Source organism: Tsukamurella paurometabola, assembly GCF_900631615.1.
Taxonomy (GTDB): domain Bacteria; phylum Actinomycetota; class Actinomycetes; order Mycobacteriales; family Mycobacteriaceae; genus Tsukamurella; species Tsukamurella paurometabola_A.
In genome coordinates, this window is sequence record NZ_LR131273.1 from 3,997,192 (window position 1) to 4,019,498 (window position 22,307).

The 22,307-nt window shown below is 71.6% G+C and carries 24 protein-coding genes; 8 read left to right on the forward strand and 16 right to left on the reverse strand.

Annotated features, from left to right (window positions below; translation table 11 throughout):
* Positions 1–21 precede the first annotated feature (21 nt).
* The gene (locus ELY19_RS19950) at positions 22–816 is read left to right on the forward strand and encodes an SDR family NAD(P)-dependent oxidoreductase (protein ID WP_126197866.1); all 795 of its coding nucleotides are present in this window, start codon (positions 22–24) and stop codon (positions 814–816) included.
* A gap of 32 nt (positions 817–848) precedes the next feature.
* Here the strand turns inward: ELY19_RS19950 and ELY19_RS19955 are convergent, their stop codons facing one another.
* From ELY19_RS19955 to trpB, 6 genes are all read right to left on the reverse strand, one after another.
* Entirely contained in the window at positions 849–2,477 is a 1,629-nt protein-coding gene (locus tag ELY19_RS19955) for an ABC-F family ATP-binding cassette domain-containing protein (RefSeq protein ID WP_126197868.1), read from the reverse strand.
* A gap of 11 nt (positions 2,478–2,488) precedes the next feature.
* Positions 2,489–3,718 (reverse strand): GGDEF domain-containing protein, encoded by a 1,230-nt coding sequence (locus tag ELY19_RS19960; protein WP_126197871.1) that lies wholly within the window; start codon positions 3,716–3,718, stop codon positions 2,489–2,491.
* Positions 3,719–3,729: 11 nt separating this feature from the next.
* Positions 3,730–4,902, reverse strand: coding sequence for a GGDEF domain-containing protein (locus ELY19_RS19965; protein ID WP_126197874.1), 1,173 nt, complete (start codon positions 4,900–4,902; stop codon positions 3,730–3,732).
* A 75-nt stretch (positions 4,903–4,977) separates the two neighbouring features.
* Positions 4,978–6,156 carry a GGDEF domain-containing protein gene (locus ELY19_RS24020; protein ID WP_126197876.1) on the reverse strand — a complete coding sequence of 393 codons (1,179 nt, stop codon included), beginning with the start codon at positions 6,154–6,156 and terminating at the stop codon, positions 4,978–4,980.
* The gene (gene trpA / locus ELY19_RS19975; protein WP_126197879.1) at positions 6,140–6,919 is read right to left on the reverse strand and encodes a tryptophan synthase subunit alpha; all 780 of its coding nucleotides are present in this window, start codon (positions 6,917–6,919) and stop codon (positions 6,140–6,142) included. The genes ELY19_RS24020 and trpA overlap by 17 nt, the downstream gene beginning before the upstream one ends.
* Positions 6,916–8,265, reverse strand: a complete 1,350-nt coding sequence (gene trpB, locus ELY19_RS19980) for a tryptophan synthase subunit beta (RefSeq protein WP_227967239.1) — start codon at positions 8,263–8,265, stop codon at positions 6,916–6,918. The genes trpA and trpB overlap by 4 nt, the downstream gene beginning before the upstream one ends.
* A 79-nt stretch (positions 8,266–8,344) precedes the next feature.
* Between trpB and ELY19_RS19985 the strand changes: the two genes are divergently transcribed.
* Genes ELY19_RS19985 through ELY19_RS20000 form a run of 4 tightly spaced genes read left to right on the forward strand, consistent with a single transcriptional unit; the run spans position 8,345 to position 11,782 of the window.
* A complete protein-coding gene (locus tag ELY19_RS19985; RefSeq protein ID WP_126197884.1) occupies positions 8,345–9,058 on the forward strand; it encodes a GNAT family N-acetyltransferase in 714 nt (237 codons plus the stop codon).
* Positions 9,055–9,978 carry an amino acid ABC transporter permease gene (locus tag ELY19_RS19990; RefSeq protein ID WP_126197886.1) on the forward strand — a complete coding sequence of 308 codons (924 nt, stop codon included), beginning with the start codon at positions 9,055–9,057 and terminating at the stop codon, positions 9,976–9,978. The genes ELY19_RS19985 and ELY19_RS19990 overlap by 4 nt, the downstream gene beginning before the upstream one ends.
* Complete coding sequence (locus ELY19_RS19995) at positions 9,975–10,766, forward strand: amino acid ABC transporter ATP-binding protein (protein ID WP_126197888.1); 792 nt, start codon at positions 9,975–9,977, stop codon at positions 10,764–10,766. The genes ELY19_RS19990 and ELY19_RS19995 overlap by 4 nt, the downstream gene beginning before the upstream one ends.
* Positions 10,763–11,782 carry a transporter substrate-binding domain-containing protein gene (locus ELY19_RS20000; RefSeq protein WP_126197891.1) on the forward strand — a complete coding sequence of 340 codons (1,020 nt, stop codon included), beginning with the start codon at positions 10,763–10,765 and terminating at the stop codon, positions 11,780–11,782. Before ELY19_RS19995 ends, ELY19_RS20000 begins: the two co-directional genes overlap by 4 nt.
* A gap of 13 nt (positions 11,783–11,795) precedes the next feature.
* Here ELY19_RS20000 and ELY19_RS20005 read toward each other — a convergent pair whose 3' ends face one another.
* Positions 11,796–12,560: a GntR family transcriptional regulator gene (locus tag ELY19_RS20005; RefSeq protein WP_126197894.1), complete on the reverse strand. Its 765-nt coding sequence runs from the start codon at positions 12,558–12,560 to the stop codon at positions 11,796–11,798.
* Between the two features lie 98 nt (positions 12,561–12,658).
* On the opposite strand from ELY19_RS20005, the gene ELY19_RS20010 reads away from it, so the two are divergent.
* Together ELY19_RS20010 and ELY19_RS20015 are read left to right on the forward strand one after the other, a co-directional pair.
* A complete protein-coding gene (locus ELY19_RS20010; RefSeq protein WP_126197896.1) occupies positions 12,659–14,086 on the forward strand; it encodes a sugar porter family MFS transporter in 1,428 nt (475 codons plus the stop codon).
* Positions 14,083–14,982 carry an N-acetylglucosamine kinase gene (locus ELY19_RS20015; protein WP_126197900.1) on the forward strand — a complete coding sequence of 300 codons (900 nt, stop codon included), beginning with the start codon at positions 14,083–14,085 and terminating at the stop codon, positions 14,980–14,982. Before ELY19_RS20010 ends, ELY19_RS20015 begins: the two co-directional genes overlap by 4 nt.
* Here the strand turns inward: ELY19_RS20015 and trpC are convergent.
* Genes trpC through ELY19_RS20030 form a run of 3 tightly spaced genes read right to left on the reverse strand, consistent with a single transcriptional unit; the run spans position 14,979 to position 18,092 of the window.
* Entirely contained in the window at positions 14,979–15,797 is an 819-nt protein-coding gene (gene trpC / locus ELY19_RS20020; protein ID WP_126197902.1) for an indole-3-glycerol phosphate synthase TrpC, read from the reverse strand. The genes ELY19_RS20015 and trpC overlap by 4 nt on opposite strands.
* A 40-nt stretch (positions 15,798–15,837) precedes the next feature.
* Positions 15,838–16,539 carry a TIGR02234 family membrane protein gene (locus ELY19_RS20025; RefSeq protein WP_126197904.1) on the reverse strand — a complete coding sequence of 234 codons (702 nt, stop codon included), beginning with the start codon at positions 16,537–16,539 and terminating at the stop codon, positions 15,838–15,840.
* Positions 16,536–18,092, reverse strand: coding sequence for an anthranilate synthase component I (locus ELY19_RS20030; protein WP_126197906.1), 1,557 nt, complete (start codon positions 18,090–18,092; stop codon positions 16,536–16,538). Before ELY19_RS20030 ends, ELY19_RS20025 begins: the two co-directional genes overlap by 4 nt.
* 37 nt (positions 18,093–18,129) lie before the next feature.
* Here ELY19_RS20030 and ELY19_RS20035 point away from each other — a divergent pair, with 37 nt between their 5' ends.
* Positions 18,130–18,588: a peroxiredoxin gene (locus tag ELY19_RS20035; protein ID WP_126197908.1), complete on the forward strand. Its 459-nt coding sequence runs from the start codon at positions 18,130–18,132 to the stop codon at positions 18,586–18,588.
* A 3-nt stretch (positions 18,589–18,591) separates the two neighbouring features.
* Here the strand turns inward: ELY19_RS20035 and hisI are convergent, their stop codons facing one another.
* Genes hisI through hisH form a run of 6 tightly spaced genes read right to left on the reverse strand, consistent with a single transcriptional unit; the run spans position 18,592 to position 22,282 of the window.
* A complete protein-coding gene (gene hisI / locus ELY19_RS20040) occupies positions 18,592–18,957 on the reverse strand; it encodes a phosphoribosyl-AMP cyclohydrolase (RefSeq protein WP_126197910.1) in 366 nt (121 codons plus the stop codon).
* Positions 18,954–19,769, reverse strand: coding sequence for an imidazole glycerol phosphate synthase subunit HisF (hisF, locus tag ELY19_RS20045; RefSeq protein ID WP_126197912.1), 816 nt, complete (start codon positions 19,767–19,769; stop codon positions 18,954–18,956). Before hisF ends, hisI begins: the two co-directional genes overlap by 4 nt.
* Positions 19,770–19,794: 25 nt before the next feature.
* Positions 19,795–20,658, reverse strand: a complete 864-nt coding sequence (locus ELY19_RS20050) for an inositol monophosphatase family protein (protein WP_126197915.1) — start codon at positions 20,656–20,658, stop codon at positions 19,795–19,797.
* Complete coding sequence (priA, locus tag ELY19_RS20055) at positions 20,658–21,392, reverse strand: bifunctional 1-(5-phosphoribosyl)-5-((5-phosphoribosylamino)methylideneamino)imidazole-4-carboxamide isomerase/phosphoribosylanthranilate isomerase PriA (protein ID WP_126197917.1); 735 nt, start codon at positions 21,390–21,392, stop codon at positions 20,658–20,660. The genes ELY19_RS20050 and priA overlap by 1 nt, the downstream gene beginning before the upstream one ends.
* Positions 21,393–21,401: 9 nt before the next feature.
* Entirely contained in the window at positions 21,402–21,656 is a 255-nt protein-coding gene (locus ELY19_RS20060) for a hypothetical protein (protein WP_126197919.1), read from the reverse strand.
* Positions 21,653–22,282, reverse strand: a complete 630-nt coding sequence (hisH, locus tag ELY19_RS20065; RefSeq protein ID WP_126197921.1) for an imidazole glycerol phosphate synthase subunit HisH — start codon at positions 22,280–22,282, stop codon at positions 21,653–21,655. Before hisH ends, ELY19_RS20060 begins: the two co-directional genes overlap by 4 nt.
* Between the last annotated feature and the right edge of the window lie 25 nt (positions 22,283–22,307).

Consider the following 22,307-nt stretch of genomic DNA (forward strand, 5'->3'; position numbering starts at 1 on the left):
CGCGCGGTTAGGGTCGGAAGCATGCGTATCGACCTGAGCGGGCGGACCGCCCTCGTGACCGGATCCACCCAGGGCATCGGCCTCGCCATCGCCGCCGGCCTCGCGCAGGCGGGCGCACGGGTGGGGATCAACGGGCGATCGGAGGGCCGCGTCGGCGGCGCGATCACGGCCCTCCGCGACCGGGTGCCCGGGGCGGACCTGGTCCCCGTCGTCGCGGACGTCACCGTCGAGATCGAGGCCGAGCACGCGGTCTCCGAGCTCGGCGCGGTCGACGTCCTGGTGAACAATCTGGGCGTCTTCGGCGCCGCGGACCCGCTCGAGATCTCCGACGACGAATGGCGCCGCTACTTCGACGTCAACGTGCTCGCCGCGGTGCGCCTGACGCGACTCCTGTTGCCCGGTATGACGGACCGCGGGTGGGGGCGCGTGCTCAACATCGCGAGCGACTCCGCGATCGTCACTCCGGCCGAGATGATCCACTACGGCGTCTCCAAGACCGCTCTGCTCGGTGTGTCCCGCGGCTTCGCGAAGGCCGCGGCGGGCACCGGCGTCACGGTCAATTCGGTGATCGCCGGCCCCACGCACACCGGCGGCGTCGAGGACTTCGTCTACCAGCTGGTGAGCCGCGACCTGCCGTGGGAGGAGGCGCAGCGCGAATTCATGCGCCTGCACCGCCCGCAGTCGCTGATCCAGCGCCTCATCGAGCCGGAGGAGATCGCGAACATGGTGGTGTACCTCAGCTCGCCGCTCGCCTCCGCCACGACGGGCGGCGCGGTCCGTGTCGACGGCGGGTACGTGGACTCGATCCTGCCCTGACCTCGGCGGCCCGACGGGCCGTGCCTCCGGGGTCAGGCGAGCTCGATGAGCTCCTGGTACTCGGCATTCCAATGATCCTCGGTGCCGTCGGGCAGGAGGATCACGCGTTCCGGGTTGAGCGCCTCGGCGGCCCCCGGGTCGTGCGTCACCAGGACGACGGCGCCCTCGTAGGAGCGCAGCGCCTCGAGCACCTGCTCCCGGCTGACGGGGTCGAGGTTGTTCGTGGGCTCGTCGAGCAGCAGGACGTTCGCCGCCGAGGACACCAGCCCCGCGAGCGCGAGGCGGGTCTTCTCACCGCCGGACAGCGTTCCCGCGGGCTGCTCGAGCTGCGGGCCCGTGAACATGAACGCGCCGAGCAGGCCGCGCAGGTCCTGCTCCCCCGCGTCCGGTGAGGCGTGCCGGATGTTGTCCCACACCGAGGCCTCGTCGTCGAGGGTGTCGTGCTCCTGCGCGAAGTACCCGATCTTGAGTCCGCGGCCGGGTTCGAGACCGCCCGTGTCCGGTGTCTCGACGCCGGCGAGCAGCTTCAGCAGGGTGGTCTTGCCCGCGCCGTTGAGGCCGAGCACCACGACGCGCGAGCCCTTGTCGATGGCGAAGTCGACGCCGGTGAAGATCTCCAGCGAGCCGTAGGTCTTGGTGAGGTTCTTCACCATGAGCGGCGTCTTGCTACAGGCCGCGGGGGCCGGGAACTTGATCCGCGCGGTCTTGTCCTCGACGCGCACGTCATCGAGCTCGTTCATCATGCGCTCCGCGCGGCGCAGCATGTTCTGCGCGGCGACGGCCTTGGTCGCCTTGGCGCCCATCTTCGCGGCCTGGGCCCGCAGCGCGCCCGCCTTCTTCTCGGCGTTGGCCCGCTCGCGGCGGCGGCGCTGCTCGTCCGTGGCACGGGCGTCGATGTACTTCTTCCAGCCCATGTTGTAGACGTCGGCCTCGCCGCGCACGGCGTCGAGGAACCACACGCGGTTCACCACGTCGGCCAGCAGGTCCACGTCGTGGCTGATCACGATGAGCCCGCCGTCGTGGTTCTGCAGGAAGGTGCGCAGCCAGCCGATCGAGTCGGCGTCGAGGTGGTTGGTGGGCTCGTCGAGCAGCAGCGTCGTGTTCGACTTGCCGCCGGAGCCGTCGGACGCCGCGAACAGGATGCGGGCCAGCTCGACGCGGCGGCGCTGGCCGCCGGACAGGGTGCGCAGCGGCTGCTCCAGCACCCGTTCGGGCAGCGCCAGGCTGTTGCAGATCCGGGCCGCCTCGGACTCGGCCGCGTACCCGCCGAGCGAGGAGAAGCGCTCCTCGAGGTTGCCGTACTTGCGCACCGCGGTGTCCAGCTCGTCGCCGACCAACTCGGCCATGCGGACCTGCTGCTTCGCCATCTGCGCCAGGATCTGATCGAGCCCGCGGGCGGAGAGCACGCGGTCCTTGGCGAGCACGTCGAGGTCGCCCTCCCGCGGGTCCTGGGGCAGGTAGCCCACGTCGCCGCTGGAGATGATGCGGCCCGCGTAGGGCTCGCCCTCGCCGGCGAGGATCCGCATGGTGGTGGTCTTGCCGGCGCCGTTGCGGCCGACGAGGCCGATCCGGTCGCCCGCCTGCACCCGCAACTGGTCGCCCGGCGCGGTCAGCAGGGTGCGGACGCCGGCGCGCACTTCGAGGTCGGTCGCGGTGATCACAACGGTCCAGCTTACCGGTCCGGCGGTGCGCTTCTCACCTCCGTTTGCGGCGCCGTGACGCCGCTCACGCGCGGGTCCGGGTCGGTAGGCGCCTGCGCGGGGGCCACGGCGCCACAGGGATCGCGCACGACGATCCGCAGCGACCGATCGGCCTTCGCCTCGTACAGGGCCGTGTCCGCGATCTCGATCGCCTCGGGCAGACGGCGCGGGTCACGCACGGGCACGATGGCCACGCCCACACTCGCAGCGATCAGCGGCGGACCCTCCTGCGCGACGACGAGGGCGCGGACCGCGCCGAGGATCGCCTCGACGTCGGCGCGACGGGCGCCGGTCCCCACGATGAGGAACTCGTCGCCGCCCATCCGGGCGAGCGCCGCCGTCGGAATCCCGGCCTGCAGGCACCGCGCCGTCTCCACCAGTCGCCGGTCACCGGCCTGGTGGCCGTACGCGTCGTTGAAGGCCTTGAAACCGTCGAGATCGAGGACCGCGACCACGCACACGCCGTCGGCGTCCCCGCGCAGCCGCCGCCGCATCTCGGCGTCGAGGCCCCGTCGTCCGTAGAGTCCCGTGAGCGTGTCGTGGTCCCGCTCGAGGGTGACCTGACCGAGCCCCCGTCGCCCGGCCTCCACCACGAACTGGACGATGAGCGGGAGCGCGATCGCGATGGTCGCGGCGGGCGCCACGACGGGATAGAGCTCGCCGAAGGCGATCCCGTGGGCGTGCACGGTCACCACCGTCGCCGCGATCACGGCCGCGGTGCTGAACAGGCAGTGCAGCAGCAGGATCCGCCAGCCCAGCAGGAACGCGACCAGCATCGCGAGCATGCCGAAGTACATCGTCGTCCCGACGAGCCCGTAGCCGGACATGGTCAGGGCGGAGATCAGGAGCAGGACGTCCGCGCACGCGACGAAGACGATGGCGTCCCGGCACGACCGCCTGCGGCGCAGCAGCCACCACACGCCCAGGACCGCTCCGCCGATCGATCCCCCGAGATACGCCACGGTCGCCGCCGGGGTGGACGGCCCGATCGGGAGGAACAGGCTCACCACGCCGATCGGCAGCAGGACGATGGCGAGGGCCGACACCACGAAGCGGAGCGCGAGACCGCCGCCCTGGCCGATGATGCCCGACGTGGCGAAGGCGTACTCGGCGCGCCCCGCCTCCCGCCACCCGGATCGATCGGTGAGGATGCGCGCGAGTCGGCGAACGTTCCTGCCGTACCGTCGCGACCGAGGACTCACGATCGCAAATCCTAGTCGGAGTCGTCGGCGTCCCGCACGGTCAGATCGCGAACCACCAGGCGGCGCGAGCGGTCCGCCTTCGCCGTGTAGAGGGCCCGATCGGCCTCTCCCACCGCGCTGGGCAGGTCCGAGGTGCTGAGGCGGGGGCGCACGACGAGGCCGATGCTCCCGGCGATCGGGCCGCCCTCGTCCACCAACCGGCGCAGGTCGCCGATGACCACGTCCGCCTCCGTGCGCCCCAGCCGGAGGGCGACGATCACGAACTCGTCGCCGCCCATTCGGCCGATGAGCGCGCTCGAGAGACCGCCGCGGAGCCACTGCGCCGTCTCGGCGAGGTACTTGTCGCCGGCGAGATGGCCGTAGGTGTCGTTGTAGGCCTTGAAGCCGTCGAGGTCCAGGATCGCGACCACCGCGGTGTCGTGCTCACGCCGGTGGACGAGGCCGCGGAGCGTGGCCTGCAGGCCGGCGCGGCTGAACAGGCCCGTCAAGGTGTCCCGGTTGCGCTCGACCGTCACCACGCCGATCCCGCGTCGACCGAACTCGACGATGAACTGGACGAGCATCGGGAGAGCGAAGTCGATCGTCGCCGCAGGAGCGAGGATCGCGTACAGCTGACCCATCGCGACGCCGTCGGCCTGGACGGCCGCGACCGTGCAGGCCGCGATCGCGGCGAGGGAGAACAGGCAGTGCACGACCAGGATCCGCCACCCCAGGAGGAAGGCGGTGAGCATCGCCAGCATGCCGAGGTAGGTGGTTCCCGCCACCTTGGCGATGCCGAACTGGGCGAGGCACCCGGTGAGGAGACAGATGTCGGCGATCGCCACGAAGGTCATCGCATCCTGAGCGCGCGGCCTCCGCAGCCGGAGCCACCAGGTACCGAGTACCGCGCTGCCGCTGGCGGCGACCACGAACACGATCATCGCGGCGGTGCTGCGCGGGCGGGCGTCGGAGAACAGGACGCCGATGCACAGCGGCACCATCAGCAGCGCCAGGGACCCCACCACGAAGCGCAGCGCGATACCGCCGCCCTGCCCCTTGATCCAGGACGTCGCCTGTTCGTACTCGGCGCGCCCGGCGTACCGCCAACCGGATCGGCGGGTCAGCGCCCGAGCCCCGGCACGGAGAAGATGCGGCAGACCGACCGGTCCCCACAGCTCGGCCGGCCGCCGCGCGTCAGCGGCCAACGCTGATCCCGGTCGTCACGGGAGTCGATCCTACTAGGGCGCCCCGTGCCCCCGATGCAGGCGCCCGAATTCCAGTTACAACATCAGCGGATTCCGCACCACGACCGCCGTCGTCGGGGAGCGCTTGGCCTGATACAGGGCCTCGTCCGCCTCGACCGCGAGCTCTCCGAGCCGGTCCCGATCACGACCTCGCGCGATCACGACACCGAGGCTGCCGCGGATCCTCCTGTCCCCGTCCCCGTGCCGCTGCACGAGGTCGCGGAGCTCCTCCAGCACGCGCGCGGCGTCGTCCCGGTCGGCACGGACCGCGAACAGGCCGAACTCGTCGCCGCCGTTGCGGCCCACGACCAACCGCGGCACGGCCATGAGGCGCCGCGCGACGTCGACGAGCAACTCGTCCCCCGCCGTGTGTCCGTGGGAGTCGTTGTACCGCTTGAAGTCGTCCAGATCGAGGGCCCCTACGAGCATGATGTCGTCGGAGCCGACCCGCAGCGCGGCACGGCGCACGGCGAAGGACATCCCGCGCCGATTGTGCACGCCCGTGAGAACGTCGGTGTACCACTCGCGGGAGACACGGGTGATGCCGTACCGCCCGGTTTCCACGACGACCTGGATGACGACGGGAAGCCCGACCACGGTGGTGATCGCGGGAGTCGTGTACACGTACAGATCCAGAAGGGAACGCCCCTCCGCGAGGATCGAGTAGCCCGTCAGCCCCGCGATGAGCACCAGCGAGTAGACGCAGTGCACCAGCAGGATCCGCCACCCGAGCAGGAACGCGGCGAACATGCCCAACATCGCGAGGTGGATCGCGCCGCAGATGCGTGCCGTGGGCTCGGACAGCACCGAGACGGCGATCCCGATCAGCGCGTCGGCGCCGAGGAGGAACCACACGGCTTCGCGCACGGTGGGCCACGCGCCGACCACCCACCGGATCCCGAGGACGAAGCCGATCACCGCGGCGCCCAGGTGAATCGTCCGCGGCAGGACCCCGTGCGGACCCATCGGGTTGAACTGCATCACGAGGGCCAGCGGCAGCATCATCATCGCGAGGAACGCGATGCTCACCCGCAGGGCCCACTCGCCGCGGAGGAACCGGATCGCCTCGGTGGTGTACGCGTACTCGGCCGTGCCGGCCGTGCGCCACGCCCGGCCGTCCGTCAGTTCGCGGCGGACGCGGCGGACGAGTCGGCGGGCCGTCGCGCGCTTCGCCACCGGCCCGGCGGAGACGGGCGGATCAGGCTCCGCGGACACCGGCGGCGAGCTCGGAGGTCAGTGAACGCACCGCGTCCAGCGACTCCCCCGCCGCGCTGACCAGTGCGGAACCGACGATCACGGCATCGGCGTACGCCGCGATCTCCGCGGCCTGCTCGCGCGATCGCACACCCAGGCCGACGCCGACGGGGATGTCCGACACCTCGCGGATGCGGGCGACGAGCTCCGGTGCCACGTTGTCGACGGCGTCGCGGGCGCCGGTGACGCCCATCGTCGACGCGGCGTAGAGGAAGCCCGACGATGCCTTCGCGGTCATCGCGAGCCGTTCCGGCGTCGACGACGGTGCGGCGAGGAAGATCTTGTCCAGGCCGTGGCGGTCGGCGGCCGCGATCCACTCGTCGGCCTCGTCGGGAATGAGGTTCGGCGTGATCATGCCCCGGCCACCGGCGGCGGCGAGATCCCGCGCGAAGGCTTCGACGCCGTACTTGAGGACCGGATTCCAGTACGCCATGACGACGGGGGCGGCGCCGGCCGCGGCGACGGCCTCCGCGTAGGAGAAGATGTCGCGGACCCGGATCCCGCCGCGGAGCGCGTCGTCGGCGGCGCGCTGGATGACGGGGCCGTCCATGACGGGGTCGCTGTAGGCCACGCCGAGTTCGACGATGTCGGCGCCGGACTCGGCCATCGCGACCACGGTGTCGATGCCGCCCTGCTTCGACGGGTACCCGCAGGGAAGATAGGTGACGAGGGCCGCGCGGTTGTCCGCCCGGCACTGCTCGAAGACCGGTGCCAGTGCGCTCACTTGTTCTCCCCCGTTCCGTTCGCCGCCGTGCCCTTCTCCTGCGCGTCGCGCAGGGCGGTGTTGAGGTCGGCGCCGACCACCTTCTCGCCCACCACGTCACCGTTCTCGTCGAGCAGCCCGAACCACTTCCCGGCGGTGTCGACGTCCTTGTCGCCGCGGCCGGAGAGGTTCGCCACGATCACCGAGCCCGGGCCGAGCCGGCGGCCGAGCTGCACGGCGCCTGCGACGGCGTGCGCCGACTCGATCGCCGGGATGATGCCCTCCGTGCGGCACAGCAGCGCGAAGGCGTCCATCGCCTCGGCGTCGGTGATGGGCACGTACTCGGCGCGCCCCGACTCCTTGAGCTGCGCGTGCTCGGGCCCGACGCCCGGGTAGTCGAGCCCGGCGGAGATCGAGTGCGATTCGACGGTCTGGCCGTCCTCGTCCTGCAGCAGATAGGAGTAGGCGCCCTGGAAAGCTCCGGGGCTGCCGCCGGTGAAGGTCGCAGCGTGCCGGCCGGTCTCGACGCCGTCGCCCGCGGCCTCGCACCCGACCAGGCGGACGCCCTCGTCGGCGATGAAGGGATGGAAGATCCCGATCGCGTTGGAGCCGCCGCCGACGCAGGCGACGACCGCGTCCGGCAGGCGCCCCTCGGCCTCGAGGATCTGCTCGCGCGCCTCCATGCCGACGATGCGCTGCAGGTCGCGCACCATGAGCGGGAACGGGTGCGGCCCGGCCGCGGTGCCGAAGCAGTAGTAGGTGGTGTCGGCGTTGCTGACCCAGTCGCGCAACGCCTCGTTGATCGCATCCTTGAGCGATGCGGAGCCCGAGGCGACGGCGATGACCTCGGCGCCGAGGAGCCGCATCCGGGCGACGTTGAGCGCCTGCCGGTCGGTGTCGACCTTGCCCATGTAGATGACGCACTCGATGCCGAGCAGCGCACAGGCGGTCGCCGTGGCGACGCCGTGCTGGCCGGCGCCCGTCTCGGCGATGACGCGCGGCTTGCCCATCCGCTTGGCCAGCAGCACCTGTCCGAGCACGTTGTTGATCTTGTGGCTGCCGGTGTGGTTGAGGTCCTCGCGCTTGAGGAAGATCTTCGCCCCGCCGGCGTGCTCGTTGAGGCGCACGCACGGGTACAGCGGCGACGGCCGCCCGGTGTACTGGCGCTGCAGCCGGTCCAGCTCGGCGAGGAACTCCCGGTCCGAGCGCACCTTCTCGAATTCGGCCGTGACCTCCTCGATCACCGCCATCAGCGCCTCGGGAACGTGCCGGCCGCCCCACGCACCCCAATGACCGGTCCCGTCCGGCTCGAAGGCCGATCGTTCGGACAGTCCGGTACTGGCTTCTGGGAGGCTCACAGCAACGATTATCCCTACGCCGTCAAAGAGGAATCACAGCGACGCCAACCATTCCGCGAATGCCCCTCCGCGACGAGTGTTTCCGGGCATGACCACCACGCTCGGCCATGTCCTCGACGATCCCGTCCGGGCGTCGCTGCACGGCGCCCACGCCCGCTTCCGCCTCGGCGACGGCGCCGTGGTCCGGTACCACCCGGACGTCGCGCGTTTCGTGGGGCACCCGCAGCGCCCGGCCGCCGCGGACTTCGCGGCACTGGCCCGCCTCGCGGTGCCCGGGACGCCCATCTCGCTGCGGGACGTGCGGGGACCGCTCCCCGCCGGGTGGCGCGTCGTCGACGAGGTCCCGCTCGTCCAGTACGACGGTGCCGCGCTCGCCACCGCGCCCGATCCGGAGGCGGAGGTCCTGGGCCCGGCGAACGTGGACGAGATCCTGGATCTCGTCGCGCGCACCCGGCCCGGACCGTTCGAGCGGCGCACCGTCGAACTGGGCCTGTACCTGGGCCTGCGCGATGCGTCCGGGCGGTTGATCGCGCTCGCCGGGGAGCGAATGCGACCGCCCGGATGGACGGAGATCAGCGCCGTCTGCACTGATCCGGGACACCGCGGACAGGGCCTTGCGACGCGGCTCGTCCGCGCCGTGGGACACCACATCCGGTCCCGGGGCGACGTTCCGTTCCTGCACACCTCCGCCGGGAACACCGATGCCCGCGCGGTCTACGAGCACCTCGGCTTCCGCCTGCGCGCCACCCTCCCGCTGCTTCTCGTCCAGCCGCCCACCACCGACCCGACCGGAGCCTCATGACCCTCGCCCTCACCCGGCCGCAGCAGGCCACGTCCGACCCCGATCTCGCCGTCCTCGCGGACCTGCCGGTCCGGCACCGCGTCCAGTGGGGCCGCTGGCTGGCCGTCGCCGTGGCCGTCGTCCTGTTCGCGCAGCTCGTGGCCTCGGCGGTGACCAACCCGCGCTACGACTGGCCCACCTTCGGCGCGTACCTGTTCAGCCCGACGGTGCTCGAGGCGCTGTGGTTCACGGTGCAGCTCACGGCGATCGGCGCGGTCCTGGGGTTCCTCCTCGGCGGTGTGCTGGCCCTGGCCCGCCTCTCCGGCAACCGCGTGCTCGCGGCGTTCAGTTTCGGCTTCGTCTGGCTGTTCCGGTCCGTCCCGCTCATCGTGCAGATCCTGTTCTGGGGCTACCTCGGCGCCCTGTACCCGACGATCGGGCTCGGCATCCCGTTCGGGCCGACCTTCGTCGACGCTCCGACCAAGGACCTGCTGTCCCCGTACACGGCGGCGGTCATCGGCATCGTCCTGCACCAGGCCGCCTACGGCTCGGAGATCGTGCGGGCGGGCATCCTCGGCGTCTCGCCCGGACAGCACGATGCGGCCCGCGCACTCGGAATTCCACCGGCCGCCCACCTGCTGCGGATCACGCTCCCCCAGGCCCTGCGCACCATCGTGCCGCCCGCGGCCAACGAGGTGATCGGCCTTCTGAAGGGCACGACGGCGGTCTTCATCCTGGCGCTGCCCGACCTGTTCTACCAGGTCCAGGTGATCTACGGCCGCAACGGCAGGATCATCCCGCTGCTGCTCGTCGCGGTCGCCTGGTACGCGGTGCTCACCACCGTGCTGTCGATCGGCCAGCACTACCTCGAGAAGCGGCTCGCCCGCGGGTACGGGGCCACGAAGTCCGCGAGGACCACGACGAAGGAGACGCCCGCATGACCGCCATCGCACCGCGCCCCCGACTGGAGGCGGTGGGCCTGACCAAGCGCTTCGGCCACGACGAGGTGTTGCGCGGGGTGGATCTCACCGTCGCGCCGGGCGAGGTGGTCTCGATCATCGGCCCGTCCGGCTCGGGTAAGTCGACGCTGCTCCGGCTGCTCAACCACCTGGAGGAGCCGAGCTCCGGCGTCGTCCGGGTGGACGGCGATCTCATCGGCGTGCGGCGGCGCGGAGACCATCTCGTCGCGCTGCCCGAGCGCGAGCTGCGCCGCCAGCGCGCTCGGATCGGCTTCGTCTTCCAGCAGTTCAACCTGTTCCCGCATCTGACCGCCGCGGAGAACGTCGCGCGTCCGCAGCGTCTGACGCTCGGCCGGAGCCGGCCCGAGGCCGAGGAGCGGGCCCGTGAGCTATTGGACCGCGTCGGGCTCGGCGCACACGCCGGCCAGTACCCGGGCCGGCTCTCCGGCGGTCAGCAGCAACGCGTCGCGATCGCGCGCACCCTCGCGCTCGACCCGGAGCTGATCCTCTTCGACGAGCCGACCTCCGCGCTCGACCCCGAACTCGTGGGCGAGGTGAACGCCGTGATCGCCGAGCTGGCCGCCGAGGGCCGCACGCTCGTCGTGGTCACCCATGAGCTGGCCTTCGCCCGCCGCATCTCCGACCGGATCGTCTTCCTCGATCGCGGCCGTGTCGTCGCCGTCGGGTCGCCGTCCGCCGTGCTCGACCGTCCCGCCACGGACCGCACCCGCACCTTCCTCGCCCACTGGACCGCCAAGGAGACCGCATGACCGCCCGTTCGACCGCTCGCCCCACCGTTCGCCATCGCCTGCCCGTCCTCGCCGCGGCGATCGCCCTCGCCGGCGCCGTCCTGGCGGGCTGCGGCGGCCAGACCACGGAATCGACCACCGCGAGCGTCACCGGCGCGGCCGGGCAGCAGCTCAACCTGACGAGCAAGCAGGACCGCATCGTGCCGCCGAAGAACGAGGCCGCAGCGGCCCTGCTCCCCCCGGCGATCCGCGACCGAGGCGTACTGCGCGTCGCCCACGGATCGGGGGCCGGCAACGCACCGTTCTACTTCCCCTCGACGGACGACGACCGCGTCTTCATCGGCGACGAGTCGGACATCGCCCACCTCATCGCGGGCGCCCTCGGGCTGAAGATCGAGGAGTCCAACACGTCGTGGGAGGGCCTGTTCCTGGGCATCGACAGCGGCCAGTTCGACCTGGGCGTCTCGAACATCACCGTCACCGAGGCCCGGAAGCAGAAGTACGACTTCGCCACGTACCGCAAGGACGACCTCGCGGTCGAGGTGCAGGAGTCCTCGACCTTCACGTTCACGGGTGGGGATTCCTTCTCCGGGAGGACCGTGGCCGTCGGGTCGGGCACCAACCAGGAGCGGATCCTGCAGCGCTACGACGCCGACCTGCGGGCCGCAGGCAAGCCCGGCATCGCCATCAAGAACTACCAGGACAACACCGGCACGTACGCCGCGCTCGCATCGGGTCAGATCGACGCCTACTTCGGCCCGAACCCCGTCTCGGCCTTCCACGTCGCGCAGACCAGGGGCACCCCCAACGCCACGAAGATCGTCGGCCGCGTGTCCGGCGCCGGCTCCACCCTGCAGGGCCTCATCGGCGCCACCACCCGGAAGGACAGCGGCATCATCCGCGCCGTGCAGGCCGCCCTCGAATCGACGATCCGGAGCGGCGACTACCTCAAGGTCCTCACCCGGTGGGGACTCGAGGCCGAGGCGGTGCCCACCTCCGAGATCAATCCCCCGGGGCTCCCGATCAACGACAAGTGACGGTCTGGCGTCCTCAGAGCTCCGGCGGCCCGGCCGCGACGTCCTTTGTCGCGGCCGGGCTCGTCGCGCGGGCGACGAACTTGAACCGATCGCCCCGGTAGATGCTGCGCGTCCACTCGAGCGCGAGACCGTCGGCGTCGCGGCCGAGGCGGTGGACCATGAGGAGCGGGTGCCCCGCGGTCACCCCGAGTAGTTCCGCCTCGGAGGGCGAGGCGAGCGCCGTCTCCACGGTGTCCTCCACGGCTGAGATGCACCGGCCGTACTGCTCCCGCAGCACGCGGTACAGCGAGGACTGTTCCTCCAGGCGCGCGGCGAGACCGCGCAGCGGCCCGCGCAGGTGCGCCTCCTCGATGGCGAGCGGTTCGTCGTCGACGATGCGCAGCCGCGTCACGCGGTAGACCCGGGCTCCGCGGGGCAGTTCGAGCGCCGTCTGCGTCTCCGCGTCGGCGGTGATGTGGTCGCAGGAGAGCAGATCGGACCGCACCGCTTGGCCGTCGACGCCGAAGTCCTCGCTCAACGAGGTCAGCTGCCGCACGCGGACCACCTTGGGCGGCGCGACGTACGTGCCGCTGCCGTGCTCGCGGCGCAGCACTCCCTCGGCGGACAGCTCCGCCAGCGCCTTTCGCAGGGTGGTGCGCGAGACACCGAGGTCCTCCGCGAGCCGCCGCTCGGCGGGCAGGGTGTCGCCGTGCCCGAGGTCGCCGATCCGCCGCTGGAGTTCGAGTTTCGCGCGGAAGTAGCGCGGCGGTTCGGCGTGCGACGAACGAGGAAGCGTCATGTGCGCCACATTACCCCTTGACGATGAAAGTGGTCTATGCCACTCTGAGCATACTTCAATTGGTATAGACCACTTGGAGTCGACTTCAAGGAGATGACATGAGCGGTACGCAGGCTGCGAAATCGAGCGCGGTCCTCGTCGGAGTCGCGGCGGCGAGCCTCGGCGTGATCTACGGATACGACACGTCGAACATCGCCGCGGCGAAGGACTTCATCCGGGAGGACTTCGGGCTCGGCGACGGGATGACCCAGGCGCTCGCCACGGTCGTCGTCGTGGGCGAGATCCTCGGCGCCCTGGCCGGCGGCTGGTTCGCCAACAAGGTGGGCCGGCGGAAGGCGATGATCTCGGTGGGCGCGGGCTACACGCTGTTCGCGCTCTTCGGCGCGCTCGCCCCCACCGTTCCGTTGCTGCTCGTGGCCCGCTTCCTCCTGGGGCTCACGGTCGGCGTCTCGGTCGTGGTCGTCCCGGTGTTCGTGGCCGAGTCCGCCCCCGCGAAACGTCGCGGGGCGATGCTCGTCGCCTACCAGTTCGCGACCATCGTGGGCATCATCCTCGGCTACATCCTGGGGTTCATGCTGGCCGGCCTGGGCACCACCTCGTGGAAGTGGATGCTCGGCCTCGCAGCTGTGCCGGCGATCATCGTGACCCTGCTGCTGGTCCGCCTTCCCGACACCGCCCGCTGGTACATGACCCGCGGCCGGGAGCACGAGGCCCGCGCCGCCCTCATCTCCGTCGAACCCGACTCGACCGCGGCCGACATCGAGGCCGAACTCGACGAGATGCGGGCCCAGCTGTCCGACGAGTCGGGCGGCAGGCTGAGCCAGCTCTTCCGCCAGCCCTACCTGCGCGCCACCTTCTTCGTCGTCGTCCTCGGCTTCTTCATCCAGATCACCGGTATCAACGCGATCATCTACTACAGCCCGGACATCTTCGCGTCGATGGGCTACGAGGGGAACTTCGGTAAGTACATGCTGCCCGCGTTCGTACAGCTCTTCGGCCTGCTGGCCGTGGTGATCTCGATCTTCACCGTGGACAAGTTCGGCCGGCGCCCCATCCTCCTCGGCGGCATCGGCACGATGGTCCTCGCGTTCGCCGTGATGATCCTCGCCTACCAGATGGCCGACGGCGACTTCAAGAACCACGAGACCGCCGGCGTCGTCGGCTTCGCCGGCCTCGTCCTCGTCGTGATCGGATTCTCCTTCGGCTTCGGTTCGCTGGTGTGGGTGTACGCCGGCGAGGCCTTCCCGGCCCGGCTCCGCGCATACGGCTCGTCGGCGATGCTCACCTCCGATCTCGTCGCGAACGCCATCGTCGCCCAGGTCACGCTGACGATGCTCAACAGCCGGCTGCTCGGCGGCACGGGTACCTTCGCCGTCTTCGGCGGCCTCACCGTCCTCGCCTTCCTGTTCGTGCTGAAGTTCGCCCCGGAGACCAAGGGGCGCAAGCTCGAGGACATCCAGTACTACTGGCAGAACCACGGCACCTGGCCGAAGGACGGCGACAGGGCCGGGGCGGCCGCGCAGTGAGCACCGCGGTCATCGGTCTCGACATCGGGGGCTCCAAGACGCAGGCGGTCCGCGCCGAGAACGGCGTCGTCGTGGCGGAGGCACTCGCCGGCAGCGCGAACATCTCCTCCGTCGGCCGGGACGAGGCCGGTCGCCAGCTCGACATCGCGCTCGGCCGCCTCGGCGTCCAGGACGTGGGGGCGGTCTGCGCCGGCGCAGCAGGGGTGGAGACCCCGGCCGGCGCCGCCACCCTGACGGCGCTGCTCGCCGAGCGCATCCCGGGCGCGCGCATCCGAGTGGTGCACGACAGTCAGCTCATCCTCGCCGCCGCCGGCGTCCGCGACGGGGTGGCGGTCATCTCCGGCACCGGCGCCGTCGCGTGGGGCCGGTCGGGCGAGCGCCACGCCCGTGCGGGCGGCTGGGGCTATCTCCTCGGCGACGAGGGCAGCGGCTACTGGGTGGCGAAGGAGGCCGTGCGCCGCACGTTGATCCGCCTCGACCGTGAGGAGCCGTCCGATCACCTCGGGCAGCAGTTGGCGGCGGACTGCGGCCTGCAGAGCACCGACGAGCTGCTCGATCACTTCTACGCCCAGCAGGAGCGCCGCTATTGGGCGGGCCGGGCCCGCGTCGTCTTCGAGCTCGCCCAGTCGGGCGACCCGGTGAGCACGGACATCGTCGATCAGGCGGCGATCGCCCTGACGGACATCGCGGTGTCGGTCGCCGAACGGATCGGGTCAGCGGGACCCGTGGTGCTCGCGGGCGGGCTCGCCGTGCACCAGCCCGCGCTGCAACGGCGCGTGCGTCATCATCTCGGGATGCGCGGCATCTCCGACCTGAGGGTTCTCACCGTGGATCCGGTACGGGGCGCGGTGCAGATCGCGCTCCGCGAGGCGGAGCGCCGGGGCCCGAACGCCTAGCGTGCGGGGCGGGGGCAGCTGGGATGCGAGCCGGCGGTCACGAGGTCGGCGACGGCCGTGCGGGGATCACCGGCCGTGACCAGCCCCTCGCCCACGAGCACACCGTCGGCGCCCTGGCCCGCGTAGGTCAGTAGGTCGTGGCTGTCGCGCACGCCGGACTCGGCGATCTTGATCACCGAGGAGGGCAGGCCGGGCGCGATCCGGGCGAACGACTCGCGGTCCACCTCGAGGGTCTTGAGGTTGCGGGCGTTCACGCCGATGACCGTCGCGCCGGCCTCGAGCGCCCGGTCCGCCTCGTCCTCCGTGTGCACCTCGACGAGTGCGGTCATGCCCAGGGACTCGATGCGGTCCAGCAGGGAGACCAGCACCGGCTGCTCGAGCGCGGCGACGATGAGCAGCACGATGTCCGCACCGTGCGCGCGGGCCTCGTGGATCTGGTAGGGCGTGACGATGAAGTCCTTGCGCAGCACGGGAATCCGTACCCGTTCGCGCACAGCGTCGAGATCCGCGAGCGAACCCTTGAAGCGGCGCTGCTCGGTCAGCACGCTGATCGCGCGCGCTCCCCCGGCCTCGTACTCGGACGCCAGTTCGGCGGGATCGGCGATGCCCGCCAGGTCGCCCTTGGACGGGCTCGCGCGCTTGACCTCGGCGATCACGGCGATGCCGGGCTCGCGGAGGGCGGCGGTGGCGTCGATCGCGGGGGGCGCGGCCTTGGCGGCGGCCTTGACCGAGGCCAGGTCCACGACGGCCTCACGTGCCGCCAGGTCCGCGCGCACACCCTCGATGATCGAGTCGAGAGCAGTGGGTGAAGTCACGGCTGCGGGCCCTTCCTGGATCGTGGAGCGTGCTCCAACATTAGCCCTCGGCCCGCGGGCGGTCGGGTCCGGCCCCCTCCCCCGGAGCCGGACGGGTGTCACCCGCCTCCGTGGGGTCATCGCCGCCGTCGAGCGCGTCCCACAGGTCCCGCTCGGAGGCGGGCTCCGCGGCCGTGTCGTCGAACACGCGCTGTTCGAGTTCAGCGCGGCGCGCGGCGGGTGAAACGTACTTCGATCCCATGCCGCCGCCCCGGAGTCCACGCATGAGCAGCGCTGCGGCCAGCACCGCGAGCACTGCCCCGAGGAGCGCGACGGACGGCCCCGCAGCGGTCGGGTCGACCTGCGAGATGTAGTCCTTGTTGCCCATGACGGTGGTGCCCGCGCCGCCCTCGGCCGGCTCGGCCCGCAGGATCTTCTCGAGGTAGCCGATGTCCGGCTCCTGCGTCAGGATCGTCACCGCGGGGTAGGCCGCTCCGATCGCCGCGACCGCGACGATCACCGCGACCACGCCCCGCGCCCAGTTCTTGAGGGCCAGGGCGGCCGCGATCGCGGCGAGGAACACGAGCCACAGCGCCGCCAGCGCCGGCGCCCACGTGGTGCCGGCGACGTTCACCGAGCGCTCGGGCGAGAGGCCGTCGGCGATGGTGACGCCCATCCACGACATGCGGCCCGAGCCCCAGACCGCGCCCGCCGCACCGGCGAGCAGCACCGCGGCGATCGCGAGATTCCGCTTGGCGTTCATCGCGCCTCCTCCGCCACGCCGCGCAGCGTGTTCGCCGCCGCCACCGCCTTGAGCGCGGCGAGTGCCTTGTTGCGCGACTCGTTGTACTCGTACTCGCCGACCGAATCGGCGACGACGCCCCCGCCCGCCTGAACGTAGGCGGCCCCGTCCTTGAGGACGGCGGTACGGATCGCGATGGCGGTATCGGCGTCGCCGGCGAAGTCGAGGTAACCGACGATCCCGCCGTACAGCCCGCGGCGGGTGATCTCGGCCTCGTCGATGAGTTCCATGGCGCGCACCTTGGGAGCGCCGGTGAGGGTCCCTGCGGGGAAGCACGCCGCGACGGCGTCGAGGGCCTGCCTACCGGGTGCCAGGTCGCCGGAGACCGTCGACACCAGGTGCATCACGTGGCTGTACCGCTCGATCCGCCGGTAGTCGGTGACCCGCACGGTGCCGGGCGTGCACACCCGGCCGAGGTCGTTGCGACCGAGGTCGACGAGCATCAGGTGCTCGCTGTTCTCCTTCTCGTCGGCCTGCAGATCCTTCTCCAGCAGCAGGTCCTCCTCGGCCGAGGCACCGCGCCACCGCGTGCCGGCGATCGGGTGCGTCGTCGCGGTGCCGTCGGAGACGGTCACCAGCGCCTCGGGGCTGGAGCCGACGATCGAGAAGGCCACCGACCCGTCCGGCGCGGGCACCTGCACGAGGTACATGTACGGGCTGGGATTGGATGCGCGGAGCACGCGGTAGACGTCGATCGGGTCGGCATCGCTGGGCATCGAGAAGCGCTGGCTCGGGACCACCTGGAAGGCCTCCCCGGCCTCGATGTCACCGACCAGCTTCTCGACGATGGCGCTGTACTCCTCCACGGTGCGCTGCGCGGTGTACTCGGGCTCGGGCCGGGTGAACGATGCGACCGACGAGGCGAGCGGGGCGGCCAGCGCGGCCTCCATGGCGTCGAGGCGGCGCACGGCGTCGGCGTAGGCCTCGTCGACCCGATCGGCGGAGCCGTCCCAGTTCACGGCGTTGGCGATGAGGGTGATGGTGCCCTCGTGGTGGTCGATGGCGGCCAGATCGGTCGCGAGCAGCCACACCATCTCGGGCAGGTGCAGGTCGTCGACGGTGGTGTCCGGCAAGCGCTCGAGGCGCCGCACGGCGTCGTAGGCGAGGTAGCCGACCATGCCGCCGTTGAGCGGCGGCAGCCCCTCGATCCGCTCGGAGCTCAGCAACCGCAGCACCTCGCCGAGGGCCGCGATCGGGTCCCCGCCCGACGGTGCGCCGGCGGGCGCCTTCCCGATCCACGTGGCGGCACCGTCGACCACGGTGAGTGCGGAGGGCGCGGGGGCGCCGACGAAGGACCAGCGGCTCCACGACTGCCCCGCTGCCGCGGACTCGAGCAGGAAGGTGCCGGGGCGTCCGCCCGCGAGCTTGCGGTACGCGGAGAGCGGGGTCTCGGCGTCGGCGAGCACCGTCCGGGTCACCGGCACCACGCGGTGTCGGTCCGCGAGCGCGAGGAACTCATCCAGGCTGGTCGTCGAGCCGTCGGGCTGCAGGTTCGTCTGCTGTGCGGTACTCATCGCCTGTCAGTATCCCAGCGCCGGTAGGTTCGTGGTCATGCGCATCGGCCAGCAGGCCCCCGACTTCGCACTCCCCGACCGCACCGGCACCGTCCGCACCCTCTCCGAGCTCCGCGGCGACGGCCGCGCAGCGGTCTTCTTCTACCTCACCGCGGGCCTACCGGTGTGCGTCGCCGAGGTCGGCCGGTTCCGCGACGCCGGCGAGGAGTTCGACCGGCGCGGAACGGCCCGCATCGGCATCAGCATGGACCCGCTGGTGCGCACGCAGGCCTTCGCGGACGTCATGGAGCCCGGCTTCCCGTTGCTCACGGACGCCGACGGCGCCGTCGCGGCCCGGTACGACGTCAAGCGCGGGAAGTTCGCGGTGGCACCGGTGCGGCGGCAGACCTTCCTCATCGACACCGACGGGACCGTCCTGCACATCGTGGTCGGGGAACTCCGCGCGGTGGCGCACGTCGAGGAGACGCTGGCGTTCCTGCGGACCCTCAGCGGCTGACCGTCAGTCCCGGCCGAGCAGCAGGTCCCCGTCGAAGCACGTGTGCGTGCCCGTGTGGCACGCGGGCCCCGTCTGCCGCACGGTGAGCAGGACGGTGTCGCCGTCGCAATCGAGACGCACGTCGAGCACCTCCTGGGTGTGCCCGGAGGTCTCGCCCTTGACCCACAACTGCCGGCGCGAGCGCGAGTAGTACGTACCCCTGCGGGTGGCGAGTGTGCGCGCGAGGGCCTCGTCGTTCATCCAGGCCATCATGAGTACGTCGCCGGTGCCCTCCTCCTGGGCGATGGCGGCGACGAGTCCGTCGGCGTTGCGCTTGAGCCGCGCGGCGATCGCCGGGGCGAGCCCCGAATCCAGTGGCGCGTCGCTCATCGCCGCACCACCAGCCCGTGCCCCGCCATCTCGTCCTTGACCTGCCCGATGGTCATGTCCCCGAAGTGGAAGACACTGGCGGCGAGCACGGCGTCGGCACCCGCCTCGACCGCCGGCGTGAAGTGCTCGACGGCACCGGCCCCGCCGGAGGCGATGACCGGGATGTGCACCGCCGCGCGGGCGGCCGTGATCATCCGCAGGTCGAAGCCCGCCTTGGTGCCGTCGGCGTCCATGGAGTTGAGCAGGATCTCGCCGACGCCCAGTTCCTCGCCACGGCGGGCCCATTCGATCGCGTCGATGCCGGTACCCTTCCGCCCGCCGTGCGTGGTGACTTCCCAGCCCGACGGCGTGCGGCCCGCAGCACCACCCCCCGGCCGGCCCTCGGCCTCCTGTCCGCCGGTGTCCGGGACGGTGCGCGCGTCGACGGAGAGCACGATGCACTGGCTACCGAACCGATTGGACAGCTCACGGAGCAGCTCCGGCCGGTTGATCGCTGCGGTGTTCACGGACACCTTGTCCGCGCCGGCCCGGAGCAGGGTGTCGACGTCCTCGACCGAGCGGACGCCACCGCCGACGGTGAGCGGGATGAAGACCTGCTCGGCGGTGCGGCGGACGACCTCGAGCATCGTCCCGCGCCCGGAGCTCGACGCGGTGACGTCGAGGAAGGTCAGCTCGTCGGCGCCCTGCGCGTCGTAGGCGGCGGCGAGCTCGACCGGGTCGCCGGCGTCGCGCAGGTTCTGGAAGTTGACGCCCTTGACGACGCGCCCGTCGTCGACGTCCAGGCACGGGATCACGCGCACGGCCACCGTCATCGGTCACGGCCTCCTTCGAATGTCGCTAGTAGCTCAGGGTTCCGGAGTGTCCCGGGTCGCCGCGGTAGTCCGACGGCGCGCCGACGGACCGGACGATGGACAGGAGCTCGTCGTACACACCGGGGGCTCCGGCGAGCACCGAGTCCGAACCGACGTGCCAGTCCGCGCCCGCGAGGTCGGTGACGCGGCCGCCGGCGGCGATGACGAGCGCGGCTCCCGCTGCGTTGTCCCATGGGTGATGGCCGAAGACGACGGCCCCGCCCAGCGCGCCCGACGCCGTGTAGGCCAGGTCGACGCCCGTCGACCCGAACTGCCGCACGCGGGCCACCCGCCGCGAGACCTCGCCGAGGATGGCGAACCGGTAGTCACCGGGGAAGTGCCCGTTGCTGCCGCGGCTGAAGCTGCCGACGGCGATCATGGCGTCGTCGAGCCCCGATTCGGCGAGCGGCGGCAGTGCCTCCCCGTGGTTGCGCACGGGCCCCGCGACGTGGCCGGAGAACGTGTCGCCCACGAGTGGGAACCACGCGAGGCCGGCCACGGGCCTGCCGTCGTGGAGCAGGCCGAGCAGCGTGCCGGTGGCCGGGTACCCGGCGGAGTAGTTGAACGTGCCGTCGATCGGGTCGAGGACCCAGACGGTGCCCTCGTCGACCGCGGGACCGCCGTACTCCTCGCCGTGTACGGGGACTCCGGTCGCCTCGGCGACCGCCGCCGCGATGCGGCGTTCCAGCTCCAGGTCGAGGTCGGTGGCGAAGTCGGCGGGGCCCTTCGCCACCGACGCGGGTGCGCCCACGCCCTCGATGAAGCGGGGCGCGGCGGCGTCGAGCGCATCGCCCGCGAGGGCGAGGAGCCGGTCGGGGTCGGCCGTGAAGCCGTCGGGTAGCGCGGCCACTAGCGCGACACCGCGTCGAGCGCCTCGGGAAGCGTGAACCGTCCGGCGTAGAGCGCCTTGCCGATGATCGCGGAATCCACGCCCTGGTCGACGAGGGTGGCGATCGCCGTGAGGTCCTCCAGCGCGGAGATCCCGCCGGAGGCGACGACGGGCGCATCCGTCGCAGCGGCGACGGCGGACAGCAACTCGAGGTTGGGGCCGGTCAGGGTGCCGTCCTTGGAGACGTCGGTGACCACATAACGGCTGCAGCCGTCGTTGTTCAGCCGCTCGAGGACCTCCCACAGGTCGCCGCCGTCGGTGACCCAGCCGCGTCCGCGCAGGCGCCATTGGCCGTCGATCTGTTTGACGTCGAGACCGACGGCGATCCTGTCGCCGTACCGGCCGATCGCGCTGGCGCACCACTGCGGGTTCTCGATGGCCGCGGTGCCGAGGTTCACGCGGGTGCACCCGGTCGCGAGCGCCGCGGCCAGGGACTCGTCGTCGCGGATGCCGCCGGACAGCTCGACCTTCACGTCCAGTTCGCCGATCACCTCGGCCAGGAGTTCGCGATTCGATCCCTTGCCGAAGGCCGCGTCGAGGTCGACGAGGTGGACCCACTCCGCCCCGTCGTTCTGCCAGGCGAGGGCGGCGTCACGGGGCGACCCGTAGGCCGTTTCGCTGCCGGCCTCCCCCTGCACCAGGCGCACGGCCCGGCCCTCGGCGACGTCGACTGCGGGAAGAAGTACCAGACTCACGGGACCAGCCTAGTGCGTCGTGTCATCCGGCTTTCCGGGCTCCCGGTCGTCGGAGTCCGCGACGGCGCGCCCGACGATGCGGTGGGACACGACGCCCATGGCGGCGACGGCACCGATGAGGCCGACGGCGACGATGAGCAGGCCGACCGCCGGGCTGGGGCGCAGCACGTTGAGCAGGATCACGCACAGTCCCAGCACGACCACGGCCGCCCCGACGGAGAACAGCGCGAGCCGCCCGAGTGAGAGGCCGCCTCTGCCGCTCACAGTGTGCCCACCCAGTTCTTCAGCAGGAGCGCGCCGGCGTCACCGCTCTTCTCCGGGTGGAACTGCGTGGCCCACAGGGGCCCGTTCTCGACGGCGGCGACGAATCGGCCGCCGTGGTCGGCCCAGGTGACCTTGGGCGCGCGGATGTGGTCGGCGATGTCGAGCTCCCACCGCTGTGCGGCGTAGGAGTGCACGAAGTAGAAGCGGGTGTCGGCGTCGGTCCCGGCGAACAGTTGCGAGCCCTCGGCGGCCTCGACGGTGTTCCAGCCCATGTGCGGGACGACCTCGGCCTGCAGTCGTTCGACGGTGCCGGGCCACTCCCCGCAGCCCTGCGTCTCGACGCCGAACTCGATGCCCTTCTCGAACAGGATCTGCATGCCCACGCAGATCCCCATCACGGGGCGGCCGCCCGCGAGCCGCTCGCCGATGATCCGGTCCCCCTGTACGGACTTGAGGCCCGCCATGCACGCCTCGTACGCGCCGACGCCGGGCACGAGGAGGCCATCGGCGGCGAGCGCGGTCCTCGCGTCCGAAGTCACGGTGACCTCCGCGCCGGCCCGTTCCATCGCGCGATGCGCGGACCGGATGTTGCCGGAGCCGTAATCGAGGATCGCCACCTTCTTCATGCCGTCCAGCCTAATCGGCCGCGGG